The sequence below is a fragment of the Aquisalinus luteolus genome (assembly GCF_009712425.2).
GTDB classification, from domain to species: Bacteria; Pseudomonadota; Alphaproteobacteria; order Caulobacterales; family Parvularculaceae; genus Aquisalinus; species Aquisalinus luteolus.
This window is the reverse complement of the sequence record NZ_VCJR02000005.1, coordinates 1-21022: the sequence shown is the minus strand read 5'-3', so window position 1 is coordinate 21022 and position 21022 is coordinate 1. Positions and strand designations below refer to the sequence as shown.

General features: G+C 53.5%; 18 protein-coding genes, 1 tRNA gene and 1 pseudogene. 8 read left to right on the top strand and 12 right to left on the bottom strand.

The features are described from left to right. Positions 1-14 precede the first annotated feature (14 nt). The 3 genes from FF098_RS15995 to FF098_RS15985 form a co-directional block, all read right to left on the bottom strand. A complete protein-coding gene (locus FF098_RS15995; protein WP_155142433.1) occupies positions 15-1259 on the bottom strand; it encodes a tetratricopeptide repeat protein in 1245 nt (414 codons plus the stop codon). A gap of 175 nt (positions 1260-1434) precedes the next feature. Beyond that, the gene (locus tag FF098_RS15990) at positions 1435-2157 is read right to left on the bottom strand and encodes a Bax inhibitor-1/YccA family protein (protein ID WP_155142431.1); all 723 of its coding nucleotides are present in this window, start codon (positions 2155-2157) and stop codon (positions 1435-1437) included. 159 nt (positions 2158-2316) lie between these two features. Beyond that, positions 2317-3885, bottom strand: coding sequence for an RsmB/NOP family class I SAM-dependent RNA methyltransferase (locus FF098_RS15985; protein ID WP_155142429.1), 1569 nt, complete (start codon positions 3883-3885; stop codon positions 2317-2319). 265 nt (positions 3886-4150) lie between these two features. On the opposite strand from FF098_RS15985, the gene FF098_RS15980 reads away from it, so the two are divergent. Both FF098_RS15980 and FF098_RS15975 read left to right on the top strand, forming a co-directional pair. After that, positions 4151-4921, top strand: coding sequence for a type III secretion system chaperone family protein (locus tag FF098_RS15980; protein ID WP_155142427.1), 771 nt, complete (start codon positions 4151-4153; stop codon positions 4919-4921). Positions 4922-5065: 144 nt separating this feature from the next. Continuing rightward, positions 5066-5142, top strand: a tRNA-Arg gene (locus FF098_RS15975). 553 nt (positions 5143-5695) lie between these two features. Here FF098_RS15975 and FF098_RS18060 read toward each other — a convergent pair. The 4 genes and pseudogenes from FF098_RS18060 to FF098_RS15950 form a co-directional block, all read right to left on the bottom strand. After that, positions 5696-6679 (bottom strand): annotated as a pseudogene (locus FF098_RS18060) (recombinase family protein); the annotation flags it as partial. Further along, the gene (locus FF098_RS15960; protein WP_155142425.1) at positions 6679-6945 is read right to left on the bottom strand and encodes a hypothetical protein; all 267 of its coding nucleotides are present in this window, start codon (positions 6943-6945) and stop codon (positions 6679-6681) included. The gene FF098_RS15960 and the pseudogene FF098_RS18060, both read right to left, overlap by 1 nt. An 18-nt stretch (positions 6946-6963) precedes the next feature. Next, complete coding sequence (locus FF098_RS15955; protein WP_155142423.1) at positions 6964-7332, bottom strand: hypothetical protein; 369 nt, start codon at positions 7330-7332, stop codon at positions 6964-6966. 182 nt (positions 7333-7514) lie between these two features. Continuing rightward, positions 7515-8207 (bottom strand): hypothetical protein, encoded by a 693-nt coding sequence (locus FF098_RS15950; RefSeq protein ID WP_155142421.1) that lies wholly within the window; start codon positions 8205-8207, stop codon positions 7515-7517. A 65-nt stretch (positions 8208-8272) separates the two neighbouring features. Between FF098_RS15950 and FF098_RS15945 the strand changes: the two genes are divergently transcribed. Beyond that, positions 8273-8608 carry a hypothetical protein gene (locus FF098_RS15945; protein ID WP_155142419.1) on the top strand — a complete coding sequence of 112 codons (336 nt, stop codon included), beginning with the start codon at positions 8273-8275 and terminating at the stop codon, positions 8606-8608. Position 8609: 1 nt separating this feature from the next. Here the strand turns inward: FF098_RS15945 and FF098_RS15940 are convergent, their stop codons facing one another. The 4 genes from FF098_RS15940 to FF098_RS15925 all read right to left on the bottom strand — a co-directional run bounded on the left by FF098_RS15940 (position 8610) and on the right by FF098_RS15925 (position 13143). Further along, a complete protein-coding gene (locus tag FF098_RS15940; RefSeq protein WP_155142417.1) occupies positions 8610-10253 on the bottom strand; it encodes a type IV secretory system conjugative DNA transfer family protein in 1644 nt (547 codons plus the stop codon). Between the two features lie 121 nt (positions 10254-10374). Then, the gene (locus FF098_RS15935; protein ID WP_155142415.1) at positions 10375-11661 is read right to left on the bottom strand and encodes a hypothetical protein; all 1287 of its coding nucleotides are present in this window, start codon (positions 11659-11661) and stop codon (positions 10375-10377) included. Between the two features lie 18 nt (positions 11662-11679). Then, a complete protein-coding gene (locus FF098_RS15930) occupies positions 11680-12633 on the bottom strand; it encodes a hypothetical protein (RefSeq protein ID WP_155142412.1) in 954 nt (317 codons plus the stop codon). Positions 12634-12747: 114 nt separating this feature from the next. After that, positions 12748-13143, bottom strand: a complete 396-nt coding sequence (locus tag FF098_RS15925; protein ID WP_155142410.1) for a hypothetical protein — start codon at positions 13141-13143, stop codon at positions 12748-12750. A 200-nt stretch (positions 13144-13343) separates the two neighbouring features. Between FF098_RS15925 and FF098_RS15920 the strand changes: the two genes are divergently transcribed. The 4 genes from FF098_RS15920 to FF098_RS15905 all read left to right on the top strand — a co-directional run bounded on the left by FF098_RS15920 (position 13344) and on the right by FF098_RS15905 (position 19464). After that, the gene (locus FF098_RS15920) at positions 13344-13880 is read left to right on the top strand and encodes a hypothetical protein (protein WP_155142408.1); all 537 of its coding nucleotides are present in this window, start codon (positions 13344-13346) and stop codon (positions 13878-13880) included. A 44-nt stretch (positions 13881-13924) separates the two neighbouring features. After that, positions 13925-16858: a hypothetical protein gene (locus tag FF098_RS15915; RefSeq protein ID WP_155142407.1), complete on the top strand. Its 2934-nt coding sequence runs from the start codon at positions 13925-13927 to the stop codon at positions 16856-16858. A gap of 162 nt (positions 16859-17020) precedes the next feature. Beyond that, a complete protein-coding gene (locus FF098_RS15910) occupies positions 17021-18481 on the top strand; it encodes a hypothetical protein (RefSeq protein WP_155142405.1) in 1461 nt (486 codons plus the stop codon). A gap of 143 nt (positions 18482-18624) precedes the next feature. Then, positions 18625-19464 carry a hypothetical protein gene (locus FF098_RS15905; protein ID WP_155142403.1) on the top strand — a complete coding sequence of 280 codons (840 nt, stop codon included), beginning with the start codon at positions 18625-18627 and terminating at the stop codon, positions 19462-19464. Between the two features lie 5 nt (positions 19465-19469). Here the strand turns inward: FF098_RS15905 and FF098_RS15900 are convergent, their stop codons facing one another. After that, a complete protein-coding gene (locus FF098_RS15900; RefSeq protein WP_155142401.1) occupies positions 19470-20057 on the bottom strand; it encodes a hypothetical protein in 588 nt (195 codons plus the stop codon). 153 nt (positions 20058-20210) lie between these two features. Here FF098_RS15900 and FF098_RS15895 point away from each other — a divergent pair, with 153 nt between their 5' ends. Further along, on the top strand, positions 20211-20813 hold the full coding sequence (locus FF098_RS15895; protein WP_205967540.1) for a recombinase family protein: 603 nt from the start codon (positions 20211-20213) through the stop codon (positions 20811-20813). Positions 20814-21022 lie beyond the last annotated feature (209 nt).

Sequence of the window (21022 nt, the reverse complement as noted above, 5' to 3'; positions counted from 1 at the left end):
TCAAGAAAAACCTGTCATCCGGCGCTATTGCTGCCTTTTAGTGCGCCTGTGCGACTGCGTGCAGCTTCGAGGGTTTGCGTGAATATCGCTCGCTGGGCATGGCTGCCGCCAATTTTCTCTAGATAGGGCATTGCCGTTGCCAGATATTCTGCCGCGAGTTCCTTGTCTCCCCTGGCGAAGGCAACAATGCCTTGTGCCGCCGGCAGGGCAGCGCGTTGCCACGCCGCGCTCGTACTTTCGCAACACTGCGAAGCACGATTTTCCAGTGAACGGATGAATTCCTCTATTTCCCCGTCACGGCCGCAGCGCGCCAGAGCGAACAGGTAATGCAGGTCGTGGAAGGGGAACAGGTGATCGCCCTTGCGCGTGCGGGCCTGATCGGCCACGGGCTGCCAGCGCTCACCCGCATCAAACCCCTGCAGCTCCAGCCGCCACAGCATCGATGCCGCACCAATCTGCTCTTGCGGAAATTCCGGCCATTCGCCCCAGAGGTGGTCATCGAAAATCTCGAAAACCTGCGCCTCGTTGCCAAGCGCCAGATGGAAAAGCGCCGTATGCCACCAATTGTGTTCGCGGATGAAGGTGCCTTTTGCGTCCCAGATATGGGCGCAATGGGCCATCCATTTTACCCCGTCCTGTACCCGCCCCTCCGTTTCCATGACATGGGCAAGGGCATGATGCGCCCACGCATCGTCGATGGCGACTTCCACGGCGTGGCGGGCCTCGCGCTCTGCCCCGCGCAGATCGTGAGACTGCTCCAGCGCAAAGGCGAGCAGGCCGTGAATATATGGCTTGCCGGCATGGTGCTCTATCGCAAGCTGACCAAGGCGCAACAGCGCCGCCTGATCACCCAGATTGAATGCGTGGTACTGGCCCCATTTGATGGCGACGAGATCGGCGGGCCATTCCATTGCCAGCGCCTCGAACCGCGACAGCGCCCCGGGGAAATCGCGCCGCGACCAGGCGGCGACGGCGTCACAGAACCGGCGTTCATGGTCGCTCGCGTGGACAAGCGCCTTGCCCGCCTTGACCAGATAGGGCGCCGCATGATCCCAGCCTTCCCGACCTTCGAAGGCCAGGTGCAGGCAGGCTGCGTTGGCGTTTAGCAGCGCGCAGTCTGGCGCCGCATCGGCCGCAGCAAACAGGTCGCGCAGCTTTGGCCCATAGCCCAGTAATTGCGCACAATAATGATCATAGGCAGGCAATGCCCCTGCATCGCCGCCTGTCATCGCGGGAAAAGACGACTCGAAAAATATCATACGCGAAACACTAGATGCCCTGCCCGGCCCACGGAAACTCGCAAGCCCGTGTAAGGCCCTCACTTTTCCGCTATGCGGGCCGATCCACAAGGGAAATCTTTCCCGGGACGATGTTGGTGGCAACAAAAAAGCCTCCCGAAGGAGGCTTTTTCAAAGGAATATCAATCGCTTGTTGCTATTCGCGCATGATCCCGAGAATGTTCAGGATATGGATGAACATGGTCACGAAAGACCCGTAAAGCGCGAAAGCACCGAAGATCGAGGCGCGCGCATTGGCCTCGCCGGCACCCTCACGATAGAGGTTCTTGATCATCTGCGTCTCAAACGCCGTGACGACAGCCGTGAAGATGACAACAGCGAAGGAGATCAGCAGGCTCATCAGCGTCGAGGCAAAGAAGAAATTGATCACGATGGCAATCAGCAGGCCGATACCGATCATCATCAAAACACCGCCCCAGCCGGACATGTCACGCTTGGTAGTATAGCCGAAAAGGCTTGTCGCGCCGAACATGGCTGCTGTGATGAAGAAGGCCTGATAGACCATCTCGGCAAGGCCCGCACTGACATAGGCAGCGACCATCGGGCCAATCAGCACGGCCCACAGTGCGACATACAGCCAGTAGATACCGTGGGCGACAGCGCGAGAGCCGGAGGTGAAGATCATCCGGCTGCCGAACCAACCGACACCGATAAGTGCGATGAACGGGATGAAGCTCAATCCGCCAATGACTTCGCTGAGAGTCGGATTGGCCACGAACAGCATCGCGATCAGCGCTGTGCCGGCAAGGCCGAGGCCCATATAATTGTAGACGCCGAGCATGTAGCTGCGCAGGCCTTCATCGACGGCAAGGCCCTCGCCGGTCCGCGTCGTGCTGGAATACTGATTGAAATCGTTCATATTTCCTCTCCAAGAGTTTCCCCATCAATATCGTCAATCCCGAAGCGCTTTTCAAGACAAACCGGATGGTGTGGTGATCGGAAAAACCTATCGATTACAGGCGCTTGAGCCGATTGAAGGTTAATTCTTGCTTAAGATTGCGTGATGTCGGCCCGGAGGTCATTCCGGCTTGCGCAAAGCGGCAGCATAAAAACCATCCATGCCGCCGGTGGTCGCCAGCATCGAGGGCAGGGTGCGAATGGTGCCGTCCTTAGCGATAGCCTTTTCCAGGCCGGGAAGGGCGTCTGCCGCCAGTGGTTCGACAGAAAGCCCGTCATGGCGCGCCAGCGCGGCCTTGACCTGGTCCTCGCCCTCGGCCCGCAGCAGCGAGCAGACACAATAGACGAGCAGGCCGCCGGGTTTCAGGAAGCCAAGCGCCCTGTCGATCATGAAGGTCTGCAGGTTGGTCAGGTCCTTCACATCCTGCTCGGACTTCGCCCAGGCGACATCAGGGTTGCGCCGCACAGTGCCGGTCGCCGTGCAGGGGGCATCGAGCAGGATGGCGTCGAACGCACCGCCGGATTCTTCGGTCGGTTCCCAGGCCAGCATGTCCGCTTTCACCGTTTCGGCAGCAAGGTCGGTCCGTTCCAGGTTTTCCATCAGCCGTTTCAGCCGGTTGCCTGAGATATCGAGTGCCGTGACACTCGCCCCGGCAGCGGCGAGCTGCAGCGTTTTCCCGCCCGGCGCGGCGCACAGGTCAAGCACACGTTTGCCCGTTACATCACCCATCAGGCGCACTGGCAGGCTGGCAGCAATATCCTGCACCCACCAGTCGCCGGCCTCGAAGCCCGGCAGCGCGGTGACGTCATGGGCAGCGGACAGACGGACATGGTTGGGCAGGTGGGATATGGAGCCATCCAGCACCGTCAGCGCGGTCGCCTCGGCATCCGGTTTCAGGCTGATATCCAGCGGTGCCTCTGTGCGGTGCGCCTCGGCAATCGCGGTCACCTGCGCCGGGCCATAAGCCCGCTCCAGCGCGCGCCACAGCCAGCCCGGTGTGTCGGTGCGCAGCGGCAGGGCATTGAGCTGGTCCTTGCCCTTTTCGGCGATGCGCCGACAGATCGCGTTGACCAGCTTGGCATAGCCGCGCGTTTCCTGCTTCTGGTTTGCCAGCTCGGTTGCGGTGGCAACGGCGGCATGGGCCGGCGTATCGAGCAGCACCAGCTGTGTTGCCGCGATGCGCAGGATATCCATCACCTCGACGCTCTTGCCCGGCAATGGCCAGTCCAGATAGGCGCCGATGATCGCATCGAGCGAGCCACGGCGGCGCCAGTATGTCGATATCATGTTGCGCGCGAACGCCCGGTCCGGTCCCTGCAATACATTGAAGGAGCGGCCCTGCGCCAGCGCTTCGTCCAGCGAGCGGCCACGGCGCATGATGCCGAGAATATCGAGCGCGGCGCGGCGGGCGGCGAGGCCCGGCATCTTGCTTTCGAGGAATTCGTATTTCTCTTCGGCCGCCCTGGCGAGGCGGCGGGCACCTTCCTCGGCGGTCTCCTCCGGACGGCGCTCCTCGCGGCGCGGCGGTCTCGGCCCTTTCGGAGGGCCCTTGCGTGGCGGACCTTTGCGGTCGTCAGGACGCCCATCCCGATCCCTGCGATCGAAGGAACGGCCTTCCGGTTTACCGGAAAAGGAGCGGCCAGATGAATGGGAGGGTTTGCCCCGGCGGGGCTTGTCATTGTCTGTCATGGTCAAGGTGCTTCGCGTTTGAATGTGCGGCGCAGCTCCATCAGCATGCGCCTGTAGGGCGCCTATAAGCACGGAATTGGTTATTTGTCAGTGAAAATCTCGCCGCACCCATGCTCGTCGCAACACATCTTTGCGGACTCGCCAGACCCGCATTTACCGGCTAGGCTTTTTGAAGTAGCGTTGAGAGATGGGGTTGCCGGGGCCTTCCGGCAGTTGAGTTGGCCAGTTCGAAGCTGGCATAGATATCCGTGGGAAGGGGTCTATCATGAAGAAACTGAGCGCAGGAATTGCCATTGCCGCACTGGTGGCTGGCGTCGGTATCGGCGGTGCAGCGGCGCAGGGCAACAGCCTGGCAGCAAAGCCTGATGCGACCGAGATCATCAGCGATGCGGGCAAGCTGATGTATGATTACGATGTCGAGAACATCGTCCCGATCCTGCAGGAACTCGGCCTGAAATGGCAGGGGCGCACCGCGCCGCAGGGCCAGAAGGTGATCATCGCAGAGGCGCCGAGCGGCATGTCCTTCGTGCTTATGCCGACAGCGTGCAAGAACGGCGTTGCCGCCGGCTGTGTCGGCGTGTCGATGACAGCCGTGTTCGGCGGCGATATCGACCAGCGCACGGTGACCTCGTTCAACTACCGCTATCCGTTCACCAGCGCCGGTATCGAAGAGGGCGGCTCTGCCTTTATCAACCGGTACGAGATTTCAGATTACGGCATGCCGCGGGGCAATTTCGTCACCTCGCTCAGTGTCTTCCTCGTGCAGGCAGAAATGCTGCAGGAGAGCCTGGTCACGGCAACCACCACTGTCAGCCAGAAATCCTATCTCGGCGACCTGTCTGCCAACGGGTTGAACCTGCAACAGGTCTTCGCCGATGAAGGTGCTGCACAGCTTGCCGGCATCAGCGCCTCTAGCCACCAGGCCAGCCTCGAGACGACCGCCGAATTTGTCCGCGTCCTCGTCGAGGCAGACAGGCAGACCCCCGGCAAGATCGTCAACATAACGGTCAACAACCCGGCCAATGGCGACGAATAGGCGTTAATCTCAAGAAGTGAATACTGTGAGGTGGTACCAAAGGTGCCGCCTTTTCTATTGCTCGAAGCAAGCGCAAACGCATGTTGCCCGGCCCGCCAGTTTCCCCTATAGCCTAGCCACGGTCCGTTCCGAGCGCGACCGACCGCACCCGTAGCTCAGCTGGATAGAGCGCTGCCCTCCGAAGGCAGAGGCCAGAGGTTCGAATCCTCTCGGGTGCGCCATTTCTTTCCCGTGCATGCAAATCTCCTGTAACACCTTGAACGGTAAAGAAGTTTTTGGGTTCGAAAACCCTTTTTCCCGGTGGTATGCCAGGCGCTCCGAAAACGTCAGTTTCAGGACCATTCTCTTGTCGGCCAAACGCTCTGAATCCCACAGTTTCCAAGGGTTTGAGAGGAAGTTGACAGCGAGTTGGAACAACTCTTCGTAGGGGCGTGATGGCTGGCCTGTTTTGCGCGCCTTATCGCCCAGTTCGACCTTGCGCGACTCCATCGCGGCGAGCCGTTTCTCATAGGCCGCCGCCGCTGTCGCGCTGGAGCATTCGACAATCCTGTCCACCAGCGTCTCGATCTGGCGCTCCAGACCGGTAATCTCGGACTTGATCGCCGCAACGGCCTCAGCAGAGCGGTGAAGCTGATACTCCCACATGGTCTTGAAAATGGTGCCGATGGCAAGGCCGTGCTTCTGACGCGGCAGCAGGCTGTGAAGGATAGTCTCGAAGTCGCCTTCGAGCTTGTCGCGACGGATCGACTTTCGGCTACTGACGCAATTCTTATTATAGCAAAGATAATAGGCATGTCGGTCGCCGGTCTTGCTCTTCGACCAGTTGGCTGTCAGCGGTTTATTGCAATCGTCGCACAGGACGAAGCCGCGCAGCGGAAAGTCCTCATTGAGGTCACGACGCGCCGGCACCTTCGCGCCTTCGCTCAGGCGGCGCTGGATCGCCATGAAGGTCTCATAGTCGATCAGGGGTTCATGGTGGCCCTTGCGCAGGGAGATATTCCATGTCTGCGCCTGGACCATTCCGGCATAGACGGGATGGCGCAGGATATCGGCAACCCTCTGATTCGAGACCGTGCCGTATTTGTTGCGCGGAAAGCCTGCGAAGGTTTCGAAATGCCTTTTGACTTCGGCCTGAGTCTCGAAGCGCCCGCTGGCAAAGCCTTTCAGGCCATCCCTGATGACGGAGGCCAGGGGCTCATCGGGGACGAGCAGTTTGCCATGCCCGGCGACCCTGGTCGCCATCCGGTAACCGACGGGCGGTTGAAAGACCCAATAGCCGTTTTCAACCCGAGCTGACATTTTCTGAATGGTTTGACGACGGTTCTGTTTGCGCTCCAATTGCCCCTGAGCGGCAAAGACTGTCTCGACGAATTCGCCCTCTGGCGTATCCTCGAATTTGAAATTCAGACATTCCACGGTAGCGCCGAATTCGGCAAGCCGATGGCGCAGCATGAAATGGAAGATCGTATCGCGCGCGAAGCGCTTCAGGTCATCGAAAATGACGACATAATCATGTTGCGGATGAGTTTGAAGGTGGTGCAGCAGAGCGACCATGCCAGGCCGGTTCATGAAATCTCCACCCCCTGACCGATCATCAGGAAAGACAGCCTCGACTTCATAGCCTTGTTGCTCCGCATAAAGACGGCAACGATGTTCCTGACTGTCGAGGCCATGACCTTGAGTTCGCTGCTTCACGTGACTGACCCGGCAATAGATCAGCGCCTTCTGCGAATGCGATTTTTGTTGAACTGACAGCATCATTCCTCGCTTTCTGCGGCAACGAGCGCCGCAGTCTCGAACGGTGTTCGAGCACCTTTCGATTTTACTGCATTTGCAGGGTTTCTGGTACTTTCGAGGATGTTGTGCGGCAAACAATTGTGGACAGAATCGATACTGAAACCGAGATCGACAAAGCCCTGCAGCACCGTCATCAGGCTCTGCAGATAATCAAGTGCCTGTTTCTCGGTGATATCCTCGTCATCCTCGAACAGATACAGGAAATCGGCGGGTTCGGGTGGCTGCATGGCTTTCTCTCTCTTCGATCAGTCGTAGTTGGGAAAATGGTCGCTCAGGCCGTCAGGAGACCGCCGCCGCGCATATTGCGAAGTACCGCCGCCGCTACGGCGTGGCTCCGGCTCCTCGCGAGATTGTTCGCCCTGCGGTTCGGGATCACGTCGCAGGGTGATGGTATGCGCATAGGCCGCTCTGGCCAGCTCCGCGACGCGCAGCAATTCCGGCCCCGTAAAGCCGGTAGTGTCGCGCAGCTTACCGTTTTGCGTCTCGTAGGTCTTGGCGAAGGTAGTCGTAAAATACGGCCCGCTCTCGCCTTCGTTGCGCCAGATGGTCGCTTTCAGACTGCCGTCGCGCAGCGTCTCGACGGGTGGATTGCTTGGGGTGGTATTGTTGCTCATGGCTTTTCTCCTTTGTATCAGTGCCAACGAAAAAGGCGGCTCGCCCAGAAACCGAAAATCCGATCTCGCGCGAAGCCGCCAATCAAAGACATCTGTATACAGAATAACGACTGAATAATCAAGGAATTTATTCCTAGATGTCATGTTTGAGCCATGCCGTCACAGCGAAACCCCTAAGATCATCACGCCATTTCTGGCCCACTTTTCACATTGTTTTCTGGGACGGCGCGATCGATACCGTGCGCTTTGAAGCTTCGATCATTGATCCGGTGCATGGCTTGTCGCACCAAGTCTTTTCGCGCTCGGTAATTGCGATAGACATCGCCCACCGCATCTTCAGAGCCACGCGCCTGGGCCTGCTCGATCCACGTTTGACGCATTTTGCCAAAATGACGCTCTACTTTCGCAAGCGTCCTGCATCCCCGGTCAATAAGTCTGTGTGTGTCCTTCTTGAGAGGATGAGCCGGCTCTCGATTCTGTCTATCAGCCTGCGACCGATCGACCGGCGTGCGTTGCGGATCAAAGTTAGGAGTGCGAGTTATCTCTTCAATCTGGGCCTGGCGCAGACGTGCCACTTCAGCCATATATCCTTCAGCTTTGAGACTTACAGCGCGCTGGGCCTCTTGCTCGATTGTTGGACGTGCCATATTGGGCGGATTGAGCTGTGGCGCTTCTTGGTGGCGTGCCAGCGCAATACGTTCCCTTTCTTGATTCAACCAGGCTTCCCGATTATCGCGAATATGTTCGGCAACTTGCTGACGAGCATTCTTTGCCCATAGCTCAACATGTGCAATCGAGCGGAACGCCTTTGCGTTGCCGGCGATTGAACGAAATGCTGGCAGATCGATAGATTCCAATTCTCGCTTGAGTGACATTGGTTTAGCTCCCGCTGAGTTGATAAATTTGAGAACGAGAGGAGATATCTGGTATACTCAGTGTAATGAGTGAAGATGTACCATTTAGACATGCAAAGAATGATAATTCAGTTCTGAATCTGGTCGCAGACCAGACCTTCAGCCCTGAGGATATTTCGAGAGCGTTGACCGAATTCACCCAGCGTCTTGAAGACGAAGGGGCAAGCCAGGCATTACTTATCGATGCACTCTTTGCCATCATCTTGGATACCGCCTATCGCGCGAGCATCGAGCAAACCGAAGACACTACCGGTTTCCTCGTTCTAGAACGCTACAATCAGCTCAGCCACCGCACCGGAGAATTGGAGTTGCTAAAAGCTGAAATGATGAAACTTTGCTGCCATCAGATTGTGGGGGGCTGATCTAAAGCCGTAGCCTAACTTTCCCTCTGAAACGCTTCTGCCCAAAATACGGATTGGCATCGGCCCATCGACGCCACGGACTAATTTCGTGATATCCCACTTTATCGACTAAGATGGGCGGCAGATTTTTGTAGAAAACAATAGCTTCTTTCATTTGCGAAATTTGTTCAGGTGTTTTCAGCGGTACGCCAATTTCCGAGACCGAACGGGTTACCTGGTCGAAAATATGCTTGCCGGTATTGAATGATTCCGCACGCACAGACCTATTACCGAGCATTTTGGAGACAAGTTCACAGGTTTTCTGGGAGCGTGAACCATGGATGATTTTCAGTTCTGTCTGCGAAAGCAAAGTCTCCAGGGACTCGCGTCCATAAACGTGCGCCCATTGTTCTAGTTCCTGCAGTACCACAAAGACCCGTATGCCGAACTCGCGCACAGATGTGAGCAGTTTAGGCAGAGATTCGATTTTGAAGTTGGTTGCCTCATCAAGTAAAAGCAGCACGGGATTGCGGCTTTCACTCCTGATAAGCTCCGTTATTGCACCCTTGGAAACAAGACCAATCCAACTTTCAAATACTTCTTGCTGCGTTGGATCACAGATCAGATAAACCGTCACTTTGCCGGTTTTCATCTCAGCAAAATCAAAATCGCTTTCCTCAGTGGCTGCCGCCAGAACTCCGCTTGGGGAGAACGGTCGAAGCACCTGAAGTGCACCCTCACGGAACGATTCGAATTGACGCCGATCACCGTCACCTAATTTACCGAGAATATCCGCAGCAGAGGACGCTAAATCGCCACTAAGCGCGTCGCTAAATCTACCAGTGTGAAGAGCACCCTCAAGCCGTTCGACATCTCTCAGAAGCGAGAGCATCTCGCTGAGAGTCACTTTGCCGTAGGACGTTACAAGGTAGGCCATCGTGAATTCCAGCAACGCCCGCGACCCATCTCTGAAGAACGTGTTCTCGCCTGCATTTGGTGGTTCAGGAAGAAGCTGTTTCGCTAAACCGCGCACATCCGTCATTAGGAATTTGTGACGCTCTGGATTGGCCCAATCCTTGATCAAAACATGCAAGGGATTGAAGCGAGTGGTTGGTCCGAGAGTATTAGTGAACAATCCGCCGGGATTAAGGAAATAGGTTCTGTGACCGAGCTTTTTCCGACGATGCCGTGCCGTCACGCAGGCGAGGCTTCCCTTCAGATCCGTGACCAGCATGCTCATCGGGTTATTAAGCAACGCTGGGATTACAAAGCCGATGGTTTTCGCTCCGCCGGCGGGAGCCAACACCATCCCTGATGTCTCAATTTCGAAAAAGGCGGCGAAGTTACCGATCGCGCCTGCAAAAAAGCCGCGCTTCCGATTGGATGCACGGCGAACTTCGGACAGCGTTGCCCAACTAGCGGTTCCTTTATGACCTTGCGGCCGTTTGGCGTTGCGTTGCCGTAATATTCGTGGAGTGAACTTACAAAGCGTTCCTGTGAACTCCAACGTCAATGCAGCTGTCATAAACCAGACAAACAAAGGGACCAGGAACCAGTCTTCACTATGGATCAGGGGGGCCGTTTCCTTCGTCAGCCAGTAAAGAGGCGGGAGCCCTAGAATCTGTGCGGGTACGCTGATTTTCGTTTTATCGGCTTTCTTGGACATCGTTCACCCCGTCATTGTTTCCGTATTGATCAGTGTCGGAGGCCGAAGTGTCGGATGCTGGAGGTTTTTTTTTAAAGCCCTGCCAATTCAGGCAGGGCTAAACCTTTGGCTGGGCGATCTATTATTCGGTAACGATGGTGACCGGATCAATAACCACCCAACCATCATTCGGTGACTGGCCGGCTTTCAGGAGTTCAGTTAATTCAGCGCCCCGGTTTCCCTGTTTGGCTAAAATTTCGAATTCTCCTGCATACGTCTGACCATCTACAGCAAGTCGAATTTCTCCCGAGATTCCCTGCGGAGCATCACCCGCGTAGAAGTTCGCCGCTATCAGTAAATCATTTAGGTCGATTGGTGCACTGAAGCTGATCGTTTCTAGACCGTTCATCAAATCCCGGCCCTGAACGAAGTCTTTGTGGAAGATGCCTTCGCGAGTTCGCGTTTGGCCGAAAAATAGAATATCGGCCCCACCAAAGGCTCGTGCGTAAAGATCAATATCGCACGACGGGCAGTCCCACCTAATCCCCAACTCTACTTTTCTGGCATCCGCTAAGGCAGTCGCGGATAGATTTTCACGGCTCAATTCCCGATCATAGATCGGTATGTATGGACCGTTATCAATTCGAACTTGGATCATTTCCAGCTTGTCCGAATCGGAAACCGCATATCGTTCAGCTGGTTGACGAACGTTACTTTCCACCCGCTGGATAACTTGATCACGGTCGGAGTGGAAGGTCACCAACTCGGCCCCGAGCGCGTTGGCGCTGAGCGACCAGAATCGTCGGGTAAGATATTCGTGCTCATCATTGACTATCCAGGAATAGCCCTCACTCGAAAAATGAATAGCCACACCATCCAGAGTCTTTCCAAATCCAGAGAGACTATAAGAAGAGTTTGGGCGAAGCGTGCTGATATGACCGTCTGACGGGACGCGGCCGCCAGCCATCGAAAGGCTCGGCGACAAAGGATCGCTGAAAATAGGTGAACCAAAAATTACGATTGTTTCAACGGGGGCGCCGCTCGCGTTTCGTGCCAAGAGCCGCAAGAATTCGGGCAGGTCGATTGTTCCGGCATCTAGGGAACCAATTGCGTTCTCCGCAAACAGAAGAAGCGAACGCACGCAGGCGGCATTCCTGTTAAGTTTGGCTTTGGGTGCCGCATAGCCCTTATTGTCAGGCACTTCGAATGTGCAGAGAAGTTCGCCGGTGGTAGCGTTGTAGACGAAGCCTGTTTCACCTGGTCGTACTGTCTCGGCAAGTAGTCGAATCGTATCACTAACTTCCGATTTCTTCAGTTCTTCGGATCCGCTTGAAGACAGACCTATCGCCAGACTATCGGCTCTGGCGGGACAGATCGTGAAAGCTAGGATCGAAACCGTGGCAGCAAGTGCATTCCTAAATACATTCATACAAAATCTCCTCATGGTTCAAGACCGCTTACTGGATTGCTGGGAAAGCCAATCAGCAAGAGCCTCACCCACATATTCCGCTCGCGATGCTTTAAGACGGGAGAATTCACCCTTCTTCCCGTTTGCAACAGAACGGGCAGCGGAGAGCCGCGCTTCCCAGAGTACAACGGCCTGCTCCGCCTCTAGATATTCCTCCTTCGGAGTGCGGTAATTGCTACGATAGCTCGCGATGATTTTGTCGATCACCAGGAACAGAGCCGCACCGATCAGGACTTCGGCAAGGATCTGAACTATGTTGCGCAGCGCGGTGATACCGTTGTCGTGAGTGCCGTTATCCGCAGCAAAGTTTGAATAGTCGATATCTGGCGTTGCTCCTTCGAAGCTCAGAGAGAACAGGACAATCCAGATTAAGACCATCACTCCTGCGATCCCAAAAGTTGCGAGCGAAAAGACTCGTCGGCTGCCATCAAGATCGAAGAGATGGTATGCGCTCTTGAGCGCAATTGCTGCGGCTGGAACAAGACCTGCTAACAGCCACGCTAATATCGGCTGATCGACGAATACGGGAATTCCCGAAGCCAGAATAACCGTCGCTACATTGGTCGATCCCAATGCCAGCAGAATAATACTTGCAACCAGGGCAACTAGCACAATTATACGGTCGAATATCGACCAATTCTTGAAAGCTGTATCGGTATCGCTACCGTCGGCGACTTCAGGCGAGTGTCCTTTCCGCGTATATCGGTCCGTCCCCTCAAGTGTTTTCTGTGCTCTCGCTAGCTGACGCTCAGTTTCCCGAAGGTCAGCGTCAGCTTGTTTCGTTTCTTCTTCGGCTCGCGTAAGGTCATCGCCATGTCTTGCATCCCACTTATTTCCGAAGTGATTGTTTATTGCGTCCTCGCCCTGAGAATGATTGCGAAGCTGACGCGTGAAATTGGGATCGTGGTCTGCTCCATACTTTTGTTTGGTCATTGAGCCGTTCCTCTATGGCTAAAACGCCGCATCAGAATTGATGCGGCGTTCCGAGGTTTGAACTAGAGGGCGAAAATCGCCGGAGACTTTTGCTGTCGATAGAGATATTTTAAGCTATCTCCTGAAAGGCTCCGGAATAGGTCTCCGTTCAATCGGAGATCCAATGATCTTGTAGTGGAGATCGATGATCAGAAGTCGATCATAGAGTTTTCGGTATGGCGGCACTTTGGGCGGGTCAAAAACAAACCGTTTGATATGGGTGAGCCATGATCCATCCCAATCGAACGCGCGCTCGACCCAGTCATCGGCAATTGAGAGCGGATTTCCCCACTCATTCAGCAGTGTTACGTGCGGGTGATAAACCGTGAAAGAAAAAGCCGCCATGCCGCCGGTTCGAGTTACACAATCGAGCGCAAGTCTATATGCGACCCAGAAGAGAAATTCACGGCTCATAAGGTCGTGGTAGCGCCCAGCCTGGACGACAGTGTTATCGGGGATAGTGCATTTCATAATCGCTCTCTCGATTCTAAGAGCATGTCTGCTCGGTTGATCAAATGTGGACGAGAGCAGTGGACACGACCTGTTTTGTTAAGTCCCGTTGGCAATTTGTTGGTAGTGTTGGCAATTTTTTGTCGTCAAAATATGCTTTAATAACAGAGGTCTATGGAATATCTTTGCTGTGAGAGCTCATAATATGATAAATTTAGTTTATGAGTGGGAGTATAGTTGAAAAATCGTTACAGGGTGTTTTTGAATACAGGACAAGGTTGAGTACTGGGAAGTATCCTGATGAACATATTACCATGATGGGCGTCGGGCCATGCCAGTGGGAGGAAACCCTGGATGAGGACGGACAACTTCATAGCTATTTTGATCGGCCATCATTAATTGGAAGAGATCTGACGACAGGAGATGTCCTGTTTCAAGCTTGGCATCAGGCAGGTGATTTCCACCGCACTGCCGATGATCCTGCAATAATATACGGATATGATGGTCAGTTTCGACAAGAGCAGTATTGGGTGAACGGTGTCCAACACCGCGATGAAAAATACGGCCCTGCATCTTTCGAAATAGACCTGCAGACAAATGTAGTTGTCTGGGAGACGTATTACCGCATGGGCAAAAATGAACGACGCCATGGCCCTGCCCATATCTGCCGGGATTCTGATGGCACAGTTTATGATGAAGAGTTTATAGGTTTCGAAGGCAGGTTAATGCCGCTCAGTCCTGACCCCTCTATCGTTTAATAGCTTCTTGTTCTAAGATTTTCCTACTTCTACGGAGAAGCAGGATGGAAGAAGAACAGCTTAACCAGGTGCTTTCGGTCGCCGAAGTGATAGTACTATCGAACTTTGCGCCACAATTTAAGAAGTTCCTTAATAAGGCTGCAAAAGTAGATAAGAAGCGACGGAGTAATCTCTACGCTCATGTTCCGAGTCAGCTACACAGTTTTGCCGCAATATTTGATGGTAAATTACACACCACTCTCAAGAGCAAGGCATTTCACAGCAATCCCGTAGCCGGCATGAGAACCATATTAAGTGGCGTAAGGTCTGATGGTAGCGGTGATGCGAGAGTTACACGGACAGCCGTGTTCCTGGCATGGCTAATCTTTTATCATGAAAGTTTCGCCAAAGAATTATACGACGATCTCGTAAAACATTTGGCTTCGTCCGACCAAACTGACAGTAATTATCCGCAGTCGAATATAGCTTCGTTCGAACAGTGGAAATCTTGGAAACAAGATTTCGCCGACCTTGTGCTTGATTCCGATAACTCGCGCGACGGGCAGCGCCACCGCTATATCCCACAGTCGGGAATCGAAGTTGATGAGGCAAGCCTTGCCGATACAATTGTTGACAAAGTCGTGAACATACTTCCCTCGGTGAGGGTATTCCCATCAACTGCAGATTTATCAACGGTGTTCATCGACTTCGAAGGTCGCTGGAAGCGATTTTCTTTGGTTGGCATTGCAGCGCTAGCGAGCATGATCTTGTTAGTTGGCATAGCTCTATCGCTTCACGTGGGTACTCGCGTTGATGGTTTGCAAAGAGCCGTTGCAGCGGAAGAGTTTGGGCGATTTCTAGTCGACATTTCCCCCGCAATCCCACCCAGCCAGCAAGCGATAATTCAACCGAAAATAGCTGACTCTAGTTTAGGTGATAATTTAAAAGGATTGGCTCTGAGTCAGTTGGGGTTGGCCTATATATTTTGGGATATCGAAGAGGCAAAAGAACATGCGGAAGCCGCTGTTATTTCTTCTCCTGATCAAATCGTGCCCTTATTCAGGCTTTTGATAGTTCACGTCGCAGAGAATGATTTAGTCGCAGCTTCGTCGGTAATCACGAAATTGCGAGAGCTAGATAATTTAACCGAATCGAATGGAATTAAGGAGCTCTTGGAGAATGAGTGGGTGCTCAAGTTTGAGTACTCCACGAATGATATGCCCAACGTCGACACGCTTTGGCGGCTGCTGACACTCATTCCAGATCAATATACTCGTGAAATATATATGCTAGCTTGGGGCGATAGATTTCATCTTGAAACTCTCGATAACTCCCTATCTGAACGTTTCACGAAATATACTCAGGACTGTTCTAGTCTTCAGGCAAAACTGGCTACGTCATGGTGTAAGCTATCCTCCATTCGTGGAAGCGGGGCAATTGATCTTGAAGACTTCTTGCCGCAACTTCACGCATTCATTGAGGAAGCCGAACTCAAGGGAGATCACTTTCAAAGCAATATGTTTCGCAGCGTGAAGGTAGAGCTTTTACTCAACAATGCCCCCGACCGTAGGGATGAGGCTTTTGAAATTGCAGAGAAGTTGCTCGAAAATTCTAGAGAGCTAGAAGACCGAATATTCTCACGTCTCGTATACTCTGTTTTTTATTATAGTTACGTAAATAAAGAATGGGCAGTAGCCCTTATGTATGGGCGAATTCTGTATGATCGATATGGTGCTAAATTTGAGGAGCGATACTATGAGGAAAGATTCCTTGAGCGCTATCAAGAAGTAGAATGGAAATACGGTTCGCCACAAACAAATCAAGCCATTACTTCATATTTCGAAAGCCACTGCAGCACAACTGGGAAATGCTGGCCTTTTCAAGTAATATCTCGAAAATGGAGTTGTGTAGCAAGTGAATTTGATCGTGAAGATTTTAAATGTAGGTATTCGCTTGAAGAAGTGGCGGAGGAAGTCTTATCCGAGTATAAAGAAGAAATCTCTGAGTTCGAGATAGGAAGCCCTGAGGAAAGAGATGCTTATAGATACGCTCGCGAAATGTTATCAAAGTGGGGTGGTGAATATGGAGCGTTCTTAATTGCGGATTATCGTCTAAAGAATGTCTCTGACCTAACATCCGAAAGCGGAAATTGGGTCCGTTTGGAGCGGGCGCAAACGCTGCTAAATGGACTAAACTCTGGTGGGATTTTAGGGAGTATGAGGTCGGAATTTGATCCGCAACCATTCGCGGAAGTCCAAGATCGGTTAGATCGGCAGGAAGCGTACGTTCTGGCTTTGCGCGATTATTGGTTAGAGCGAAAATCCTTTCAGTGTAGGGAAGATACTCGACAGTTTTCGGATAATATTTGGGAATATGAATTAGGTCTACTTTTGAAGGCTGAGAATTTGTCTCGATCCACCATAACCGCAAAGGTTCGTAGCCGAGACTTGAGCGATCATTCGTCTAAGTTTGAGTTTTTGCAAGTTGAAACGGCAGAGCGGCGGCGGATGGGGGATTTTTTATTTCGCTCAAGACATCTACTTGGAGGTTGCTCGGATTATAGCCTGTCCAAGACGGCAATATTTTTTGCGGACGATATCAACTACTTTTCAGAAGTGAGAAACAGGAATGACATAGAGGATTTGGCAAAATTGTATATCGCTTCTGCATTCCTGCGCTACAATCTAATCCTAAAAAATACTGGCAACACAGACGAGACGGCGGGCGACTTAGTCACTGACTATGGGAGATCTTGTTTGGCGCGTTCAACGGCTGCTGTGTTGCTCATCGATAATGACGCAATCTATTCTCAAAATAAAAATAGTTTTCTCCATTTGGAAGCCCTGGCATTAGCTAATGCTTGTTATGCCTTCACGAACCGTGAGGATATTGTGCGTGACAAAATAATAGAGCAATACAACGCTGTTAGATCTATGTATCCTGTTGACTGTGTCCCTTGCAGGCGATGGGATGAAATGTCGGGTTTCATTTCCCGCTGAGATGCAAATTTCGAAAGCGTGCGAAAGAGATAGAGCGATAAACTCGCCAACAAGATTGTCGGCGGTAGCGGAAGCTCGATAGTAAGAGTCATCCTCAGTATACTTTGCAAAACTGATGGATAATCTTTGACATGCCGGCGCTTGCCTCTGCCCAATAGGGGGATGAAGCGTATACCGATCACGACGAAAATCCGGCAAGAATTGAACCGGGCTCAAGCTAAGGCGCAGCGCGGTATTATCGCTTCGATACTGAGCCGTCCAGATTGCCCCGAGGGCTTGAACGCCGGTCTCATCAAGGGGTGGACCAACGGGAAAATAAAATCGGCCCGCGTGGACCATCTACATTTCACGATGGATCTCTTGCGGAATCCCGAGAGACCGTTGCCAGAAGGGCTAGATGGTACTGCACGGGAAGCCAAGGATGAGTCATCCGTATTCGTCGCCGTTACCGAAGATCATCGAGACGAAATCCGCTACCATCGCAAGCGAGTCGGCCTGGCTTATTCCGAGATGCTGGAGCGCATGAACGGCGGCCCGCCTACGCCGAGCCATTCCACAGTACGATCATGGCTGAGCGGACGACGGATCAGCGCGAAGCGAAAGACATTCGAAGCGTTTCTGCAAACTATACGCGCGCTGCCGGACAATGCGGAAAGCACGCGCACCAGGAAACGCCACGCCACGCCGGAGGGCCGGGTGCGCCTTACGCCCGCCATTCTGAAAAAGATTGAAGATGAGAAAGAACGCACCGGCATCGCCTCAACACTCCTCCTACGCTATGCGGATAACGTGCCGGATGGTTTTTCATCCTCGCTCCTCGATTACTGGATGCGCGGTAAGATAAAATCTGCATCGCAAGATCACATAGACTTTGTACTGGCTGCTTACGCGGCCATGCCAACCGAAGTCACACAGGATCGACCTACTCGGCGAGAAACCCGCATCACTCTGACGGAAGCGCACCGAGCCAAGCTTAAGAAAATGAAGGAGGAAACCGGCATAGGCCCGATGCGGCTCCTTCGGCAGCGCGAAGATGTGCCCGCAGGCCTGAATTCCGCGATCATTCAACGATGGATTTCCGGCGGCACGGAGACGGCGAAACCCGAGCACCTTGAATATGTACTCTCGACCTGGCAGCAGGCCTCGCCTGATATCGTGCTGAGCGAAACCCATATAGAGCGCTTGCTATCCGAGTCTGCCCGAACAGGCGTGGGCTGGACGTCATTGCTGGCACATATGAAAGATAAACCACGTCAGCTCAGGGCTAACACCCTTAGCCGTTGGACTTCAGGGCGCAATGAAACCGTTCGCCGGGAAATTTGGACTGCCGTGATGGATACATTTGCTTCATTGCCAGACGCCAATATCACCATCGACAATTCTGGGCGCGCGCCACCACCCTTGCGGAAACCGTTCACGGCAGAGGATCGAGACGCTTTAATCAGAGAGCGTGATCGTACCGGCGTCTACCAACGTGAACTCCTGAGAACGGTAAAAAAAGATCAGCCAACTGATATAAATGCTGGAAAAATTTCGACCTGGATAAACAATCCACCCGAAACTGTGCCCCTTCATTTGTTCGAATGGACGCTGCAAGCCTGGCTCAGCCTGCCTGACAGGTGATTCGCATTCAGATAGATAAAATGCGTTTCAAATTTAGTTAAATATTTATGTATTTACATAATATTTACGGTTTTTGTTTACACTATATTTAGATTAATAACAAGCGGCGCAAGATCGCAAATATAGAATAGGGTGTGGGACCCATGATAAAGGGGCATATAGCAGCATTACAGCGCGATCACGCGTGGGATGGTTTCAGTAAGGCTGAGCGCAAAGCGGGCCAGTCTGAGGGTATCTACGATCCGTTCCAAACTCCGGAACAAACTAAGCAAACAGAATCTTTTGAGAGTCGCCAGGAGCGCGAAGATGTCGAATATTCACGCAGCATGAATTCTGCAGACGCAGATCGTGGACGTCAGGCTCGCGGTGCGGGAGCGGCGCGCCTCGCGGAAGAAGTCGCATCGGACCGTCAGAAGCGTGATAAGGAGGCATTAGATCGGGCTGAATTGTTATCGCGGGCGCAAAACCTGGCAAACTACTACGGCGGCATCGCAGATGGTTATGAAGACAAGTTTGAAGCAATGTACGGTGATGCTTGGCGGGAAACTATCGCTCTCAAAGTTCTGGGTGAAGACGAGTATCCTGAACGTCAGCCCGGGGAAAGCCTTGAGGACTACAGGCAGCGCATAGAGGAAGCCCTTATCGACAAGATGATTGATAAGGAGACCGGGCAGATTAAGCCGGAATACGCCGATGATCCTGAGAAATCGGAATATGCGAAATGGGCATTAAGCCGCTTCAAGCAGCGTGACATTGAATCGAAGGCGGAAATAGCCGCTGATACGAGCCGTCCTGGGGCGGAACGGGATGAAGCACTCAACGATTTGCGATCCGCGACTGACCCTGCGGCGTTACAGGTGGGGGATCAGCAACTGGGCGTTCGTGGCTATCGAGATGATGTAATATCAGAAAAAATTGACGCGCAGCGTCAAAATGCTGACGCGCAAAGTGCAGTTGAGTTGGGAGCCAATGCATTCAGCTAAGCTAGCTAGCGTAACATCGCCATCTGTGAATTGATTTTAAACTGGCTGGCGGATTCGGATACAAAATCTCGCGCACGAGCGAGTGAATATGGCCCCCATGCATTCCCGTCGATGTGATAAAAGACCGTCGAGTCACCAGAACCACCCATTTCGTAGAAGAATTTGATGTTGGTAACGCCATGTTGGGCGAAGTCTCGACGGAGTACCTCCTCAACTTTATCTGCGGCAACTAGCGTGTCGCGCCCGATGGCGACCGAGACTGCCAACCGGCTTGGGTTATCGACCACCCACATATTAGCGGCGTGATCCGCATCCTCGAGAATTTGAACGCTGCTGACCGACTCCTGTGCGGCAGGGCTAAGGGAGGCTGCGGCAACGGGGTATAGCTGCGCATCTTGAGCCTGCGCACCACCTGCCGCCATGGGCGTTACCGCCAGGGCAAATGCCGCTGCAGGGGCGGCCAATCCGGTTCTGAAATTTCTAAAATCACGCATCACAAAAATACATTCGTCGATAATATTGCGTGAAAAGTAGCAGAAAGCTCCAACAAAAGCAAGTTTATTGCGCGTATTCGCAATATCATTACTTGTCAAAAGCGATCCTTTTTGAAAGAGTGAGATATATTCATTGCTGCTTTATTATGATATGTGTAATTTCAGTCGCTTAGCTTGCCCACACCAGCCCGGAGAGGCCCGATATGCGCCCGTTTCAAAAAGGATCGTTTTTGAAACCTCTGGGAGGCACGGATGATGGCGGGTTTAACAGCGCAGGACGGGCGCAGGCTGGTCGGCTATGCCCGCATTTCCACCCCGGATCAGAAGCTTGATCTGCAGCTCGATGCGCTGAAAGCGGCGGGCTGTGACCGGATCTTCCATGATGAGGGTGTCAGCGGCGGTGTGAACCCGGCGGAGCGGCCTGGCTACATGCAGGCGTATGCGGCGCTCGATCCGGGGAGCGTTCTGGTCGTGTGGAAGACCGACCGGCTCTGCCGCAGCACCAAGCACCTGATCGACACGCTGGATCACTTCAAAAACACCGGGATCGAGTTCATCAGCCTCACCGAAGCCATTGATACCACCAGCGCCCTGGGCCGGGCCTTCTGGCAGTTTATCGGGCTTATGGCCGAACTGGAGCGCGGCCTGATCAGCGAACGCACCCGCGAAGGCATGGAGGCTGCCCGTCGGCGGGGCGTCAGGCTGGGGCGTCCTCCATTGCTGGACGACGCGCAGCGCATCAATGCTCGGCGGGCGATCCTGTTTCAGGGGCTGGGATTTGAGGATGTGGCGCGAGGCTACGGCGTGTCTGTCTCGACCGTGCGCAGGGCCGTGGATCGGATGTGCCCGGCGTGAGCCATGGGTGTGGACTGTAGTACGAAATGCAGGTTCCTGCAGATCGCAAGATGTAGCCTGTAGTACAGGCTATCTTGCCAGGGAGGCCCGCTGCGCGCCTCCCGTGGACCCTCCCGGCCTTGGCGGAGCAGGGGCGTTGACCCCCTTTCCCGCCAGCCAATCGTATCGCCGATTGATCACGACCAAGAGCCTACCCGTGCTCTTTGGAA

Bases quoted from the DNA above. Each gene is read 5' to 3' on its own strand.
- FF098_RS15960 (WP_155142425.1), bottom strand. From the start codon at position 6,945: ATGCAGCCACCCGAACCCGCCGATTTCCTGTATCTGTTCGAGGATGAC.
- FF098_RS15895 (WP_205967540.1), top strand. From the start codon at position 20,211: ATGATGGCGGGTTTAACAGCGCAGGACGGGCGCAGGCTGGTCGGCTAT.
- FF098_RS15940 (WP_155142417.1), bottom strand. From the start codon at position 10,253: ATGTCCAAGAAAGCCGATAAAACGAAAATCAGCGTACCCGCACAGATT.
- FF098_RS15990 (WP_155142431.1), bottom strand. From the start codon at position 2,157: ATGAACGATTTCAATCAGTATTCCAGCACGACGCGGACCGGCGAGGGC.
- FF098_RS15920 (WP_155142408.1), top strand. From the start codon at position 13,344: ATGAGTGGGAGTATAGTTGAAAAATCGTTACAGGGTGTTTTTGAATAC.
- FF098_RS15910 (WP_155142405.1), top strand. From the start codon at position 17,021: ATGAAGCGTATACCGATCACGACGAAAATCCGGCAAGAATTGAACCGG.
- FF098_RS15935 (WP_155142415.1), bottom strand. From the start codon at position 11,661: ATGAATGTATTTAGGAATGCACTTGCTGCCACGGTTTCGATCCTAGCT.
- FF098_RS15985 (WP_155142429.1), bottom strand. From the start codon at position 3,885: ATGACAGACAATGACAAGCCCCGCCGGGGCAAACCCTCCCATTCATCT.
- FF098_RS15950 (WP_155142421.1), bottom strand. From the start codon at position 8,207: ATGTCACTCAAGCGAGAATTGGAATCTATCGATCTGCCAGCATTTCGT.
- FF098_RS15915 (WP_155142407.1), top strand. From the start codon at position 13,925: ATGGAAGAAGAACAGCTTAACCAGGTGCTTTCGGTCGCCGAAGTGATA.
- FF098_RS15925 (WP_155142410.1), bottom strand. From the start codon at position 13,143: ATGAAATGCACTATCCCCGATAACACTGTCGTCCAGGCTGGGCGCTAC.
- FF098_RS15945 (WP_155142419.1), top strand. From the start codon at position 8,273: ATGAGTGAAGATGTACCATTTAGACATGCAAAGAATGATAATTCAGTT.
- FF098_RS15955 (WP_155142423.1), bottom strand. From the start codon at position 7,332: ATGAGCAACAATACCACCCCAAGCAATCCACCCGTCGAGACGCTGCGC.
- FF098_RS15930 (WP_155142412.1), bottom strand. From the start codon at position 12,633: ATGACCAAACAAAAGTATGGAGCAGACCACGATCCCAATTTCACGCGT.
- FF098_RS15980 (WP_155142427.1), top strand. From the start codon at position 4,151: ATGAAGAAACTGAGCGCAGGAATTGCCATTGCCGCACTGGTGGCTGGC.
- FF098_RS15905 (WP_155142403.1), top strand. From the start codon at position 18,625: ATGATAAAGGGGCATATAGCAGCATTACAGCGCGATCACGCGTGGGAT.
- FF098_RS15995 (WP_155142433.1), bottom strand. From the start codon at position 1,259: ATGATATTTTTCGAGTCGTCTTTTCCCGCGATGACAGGCGGCGATGCA.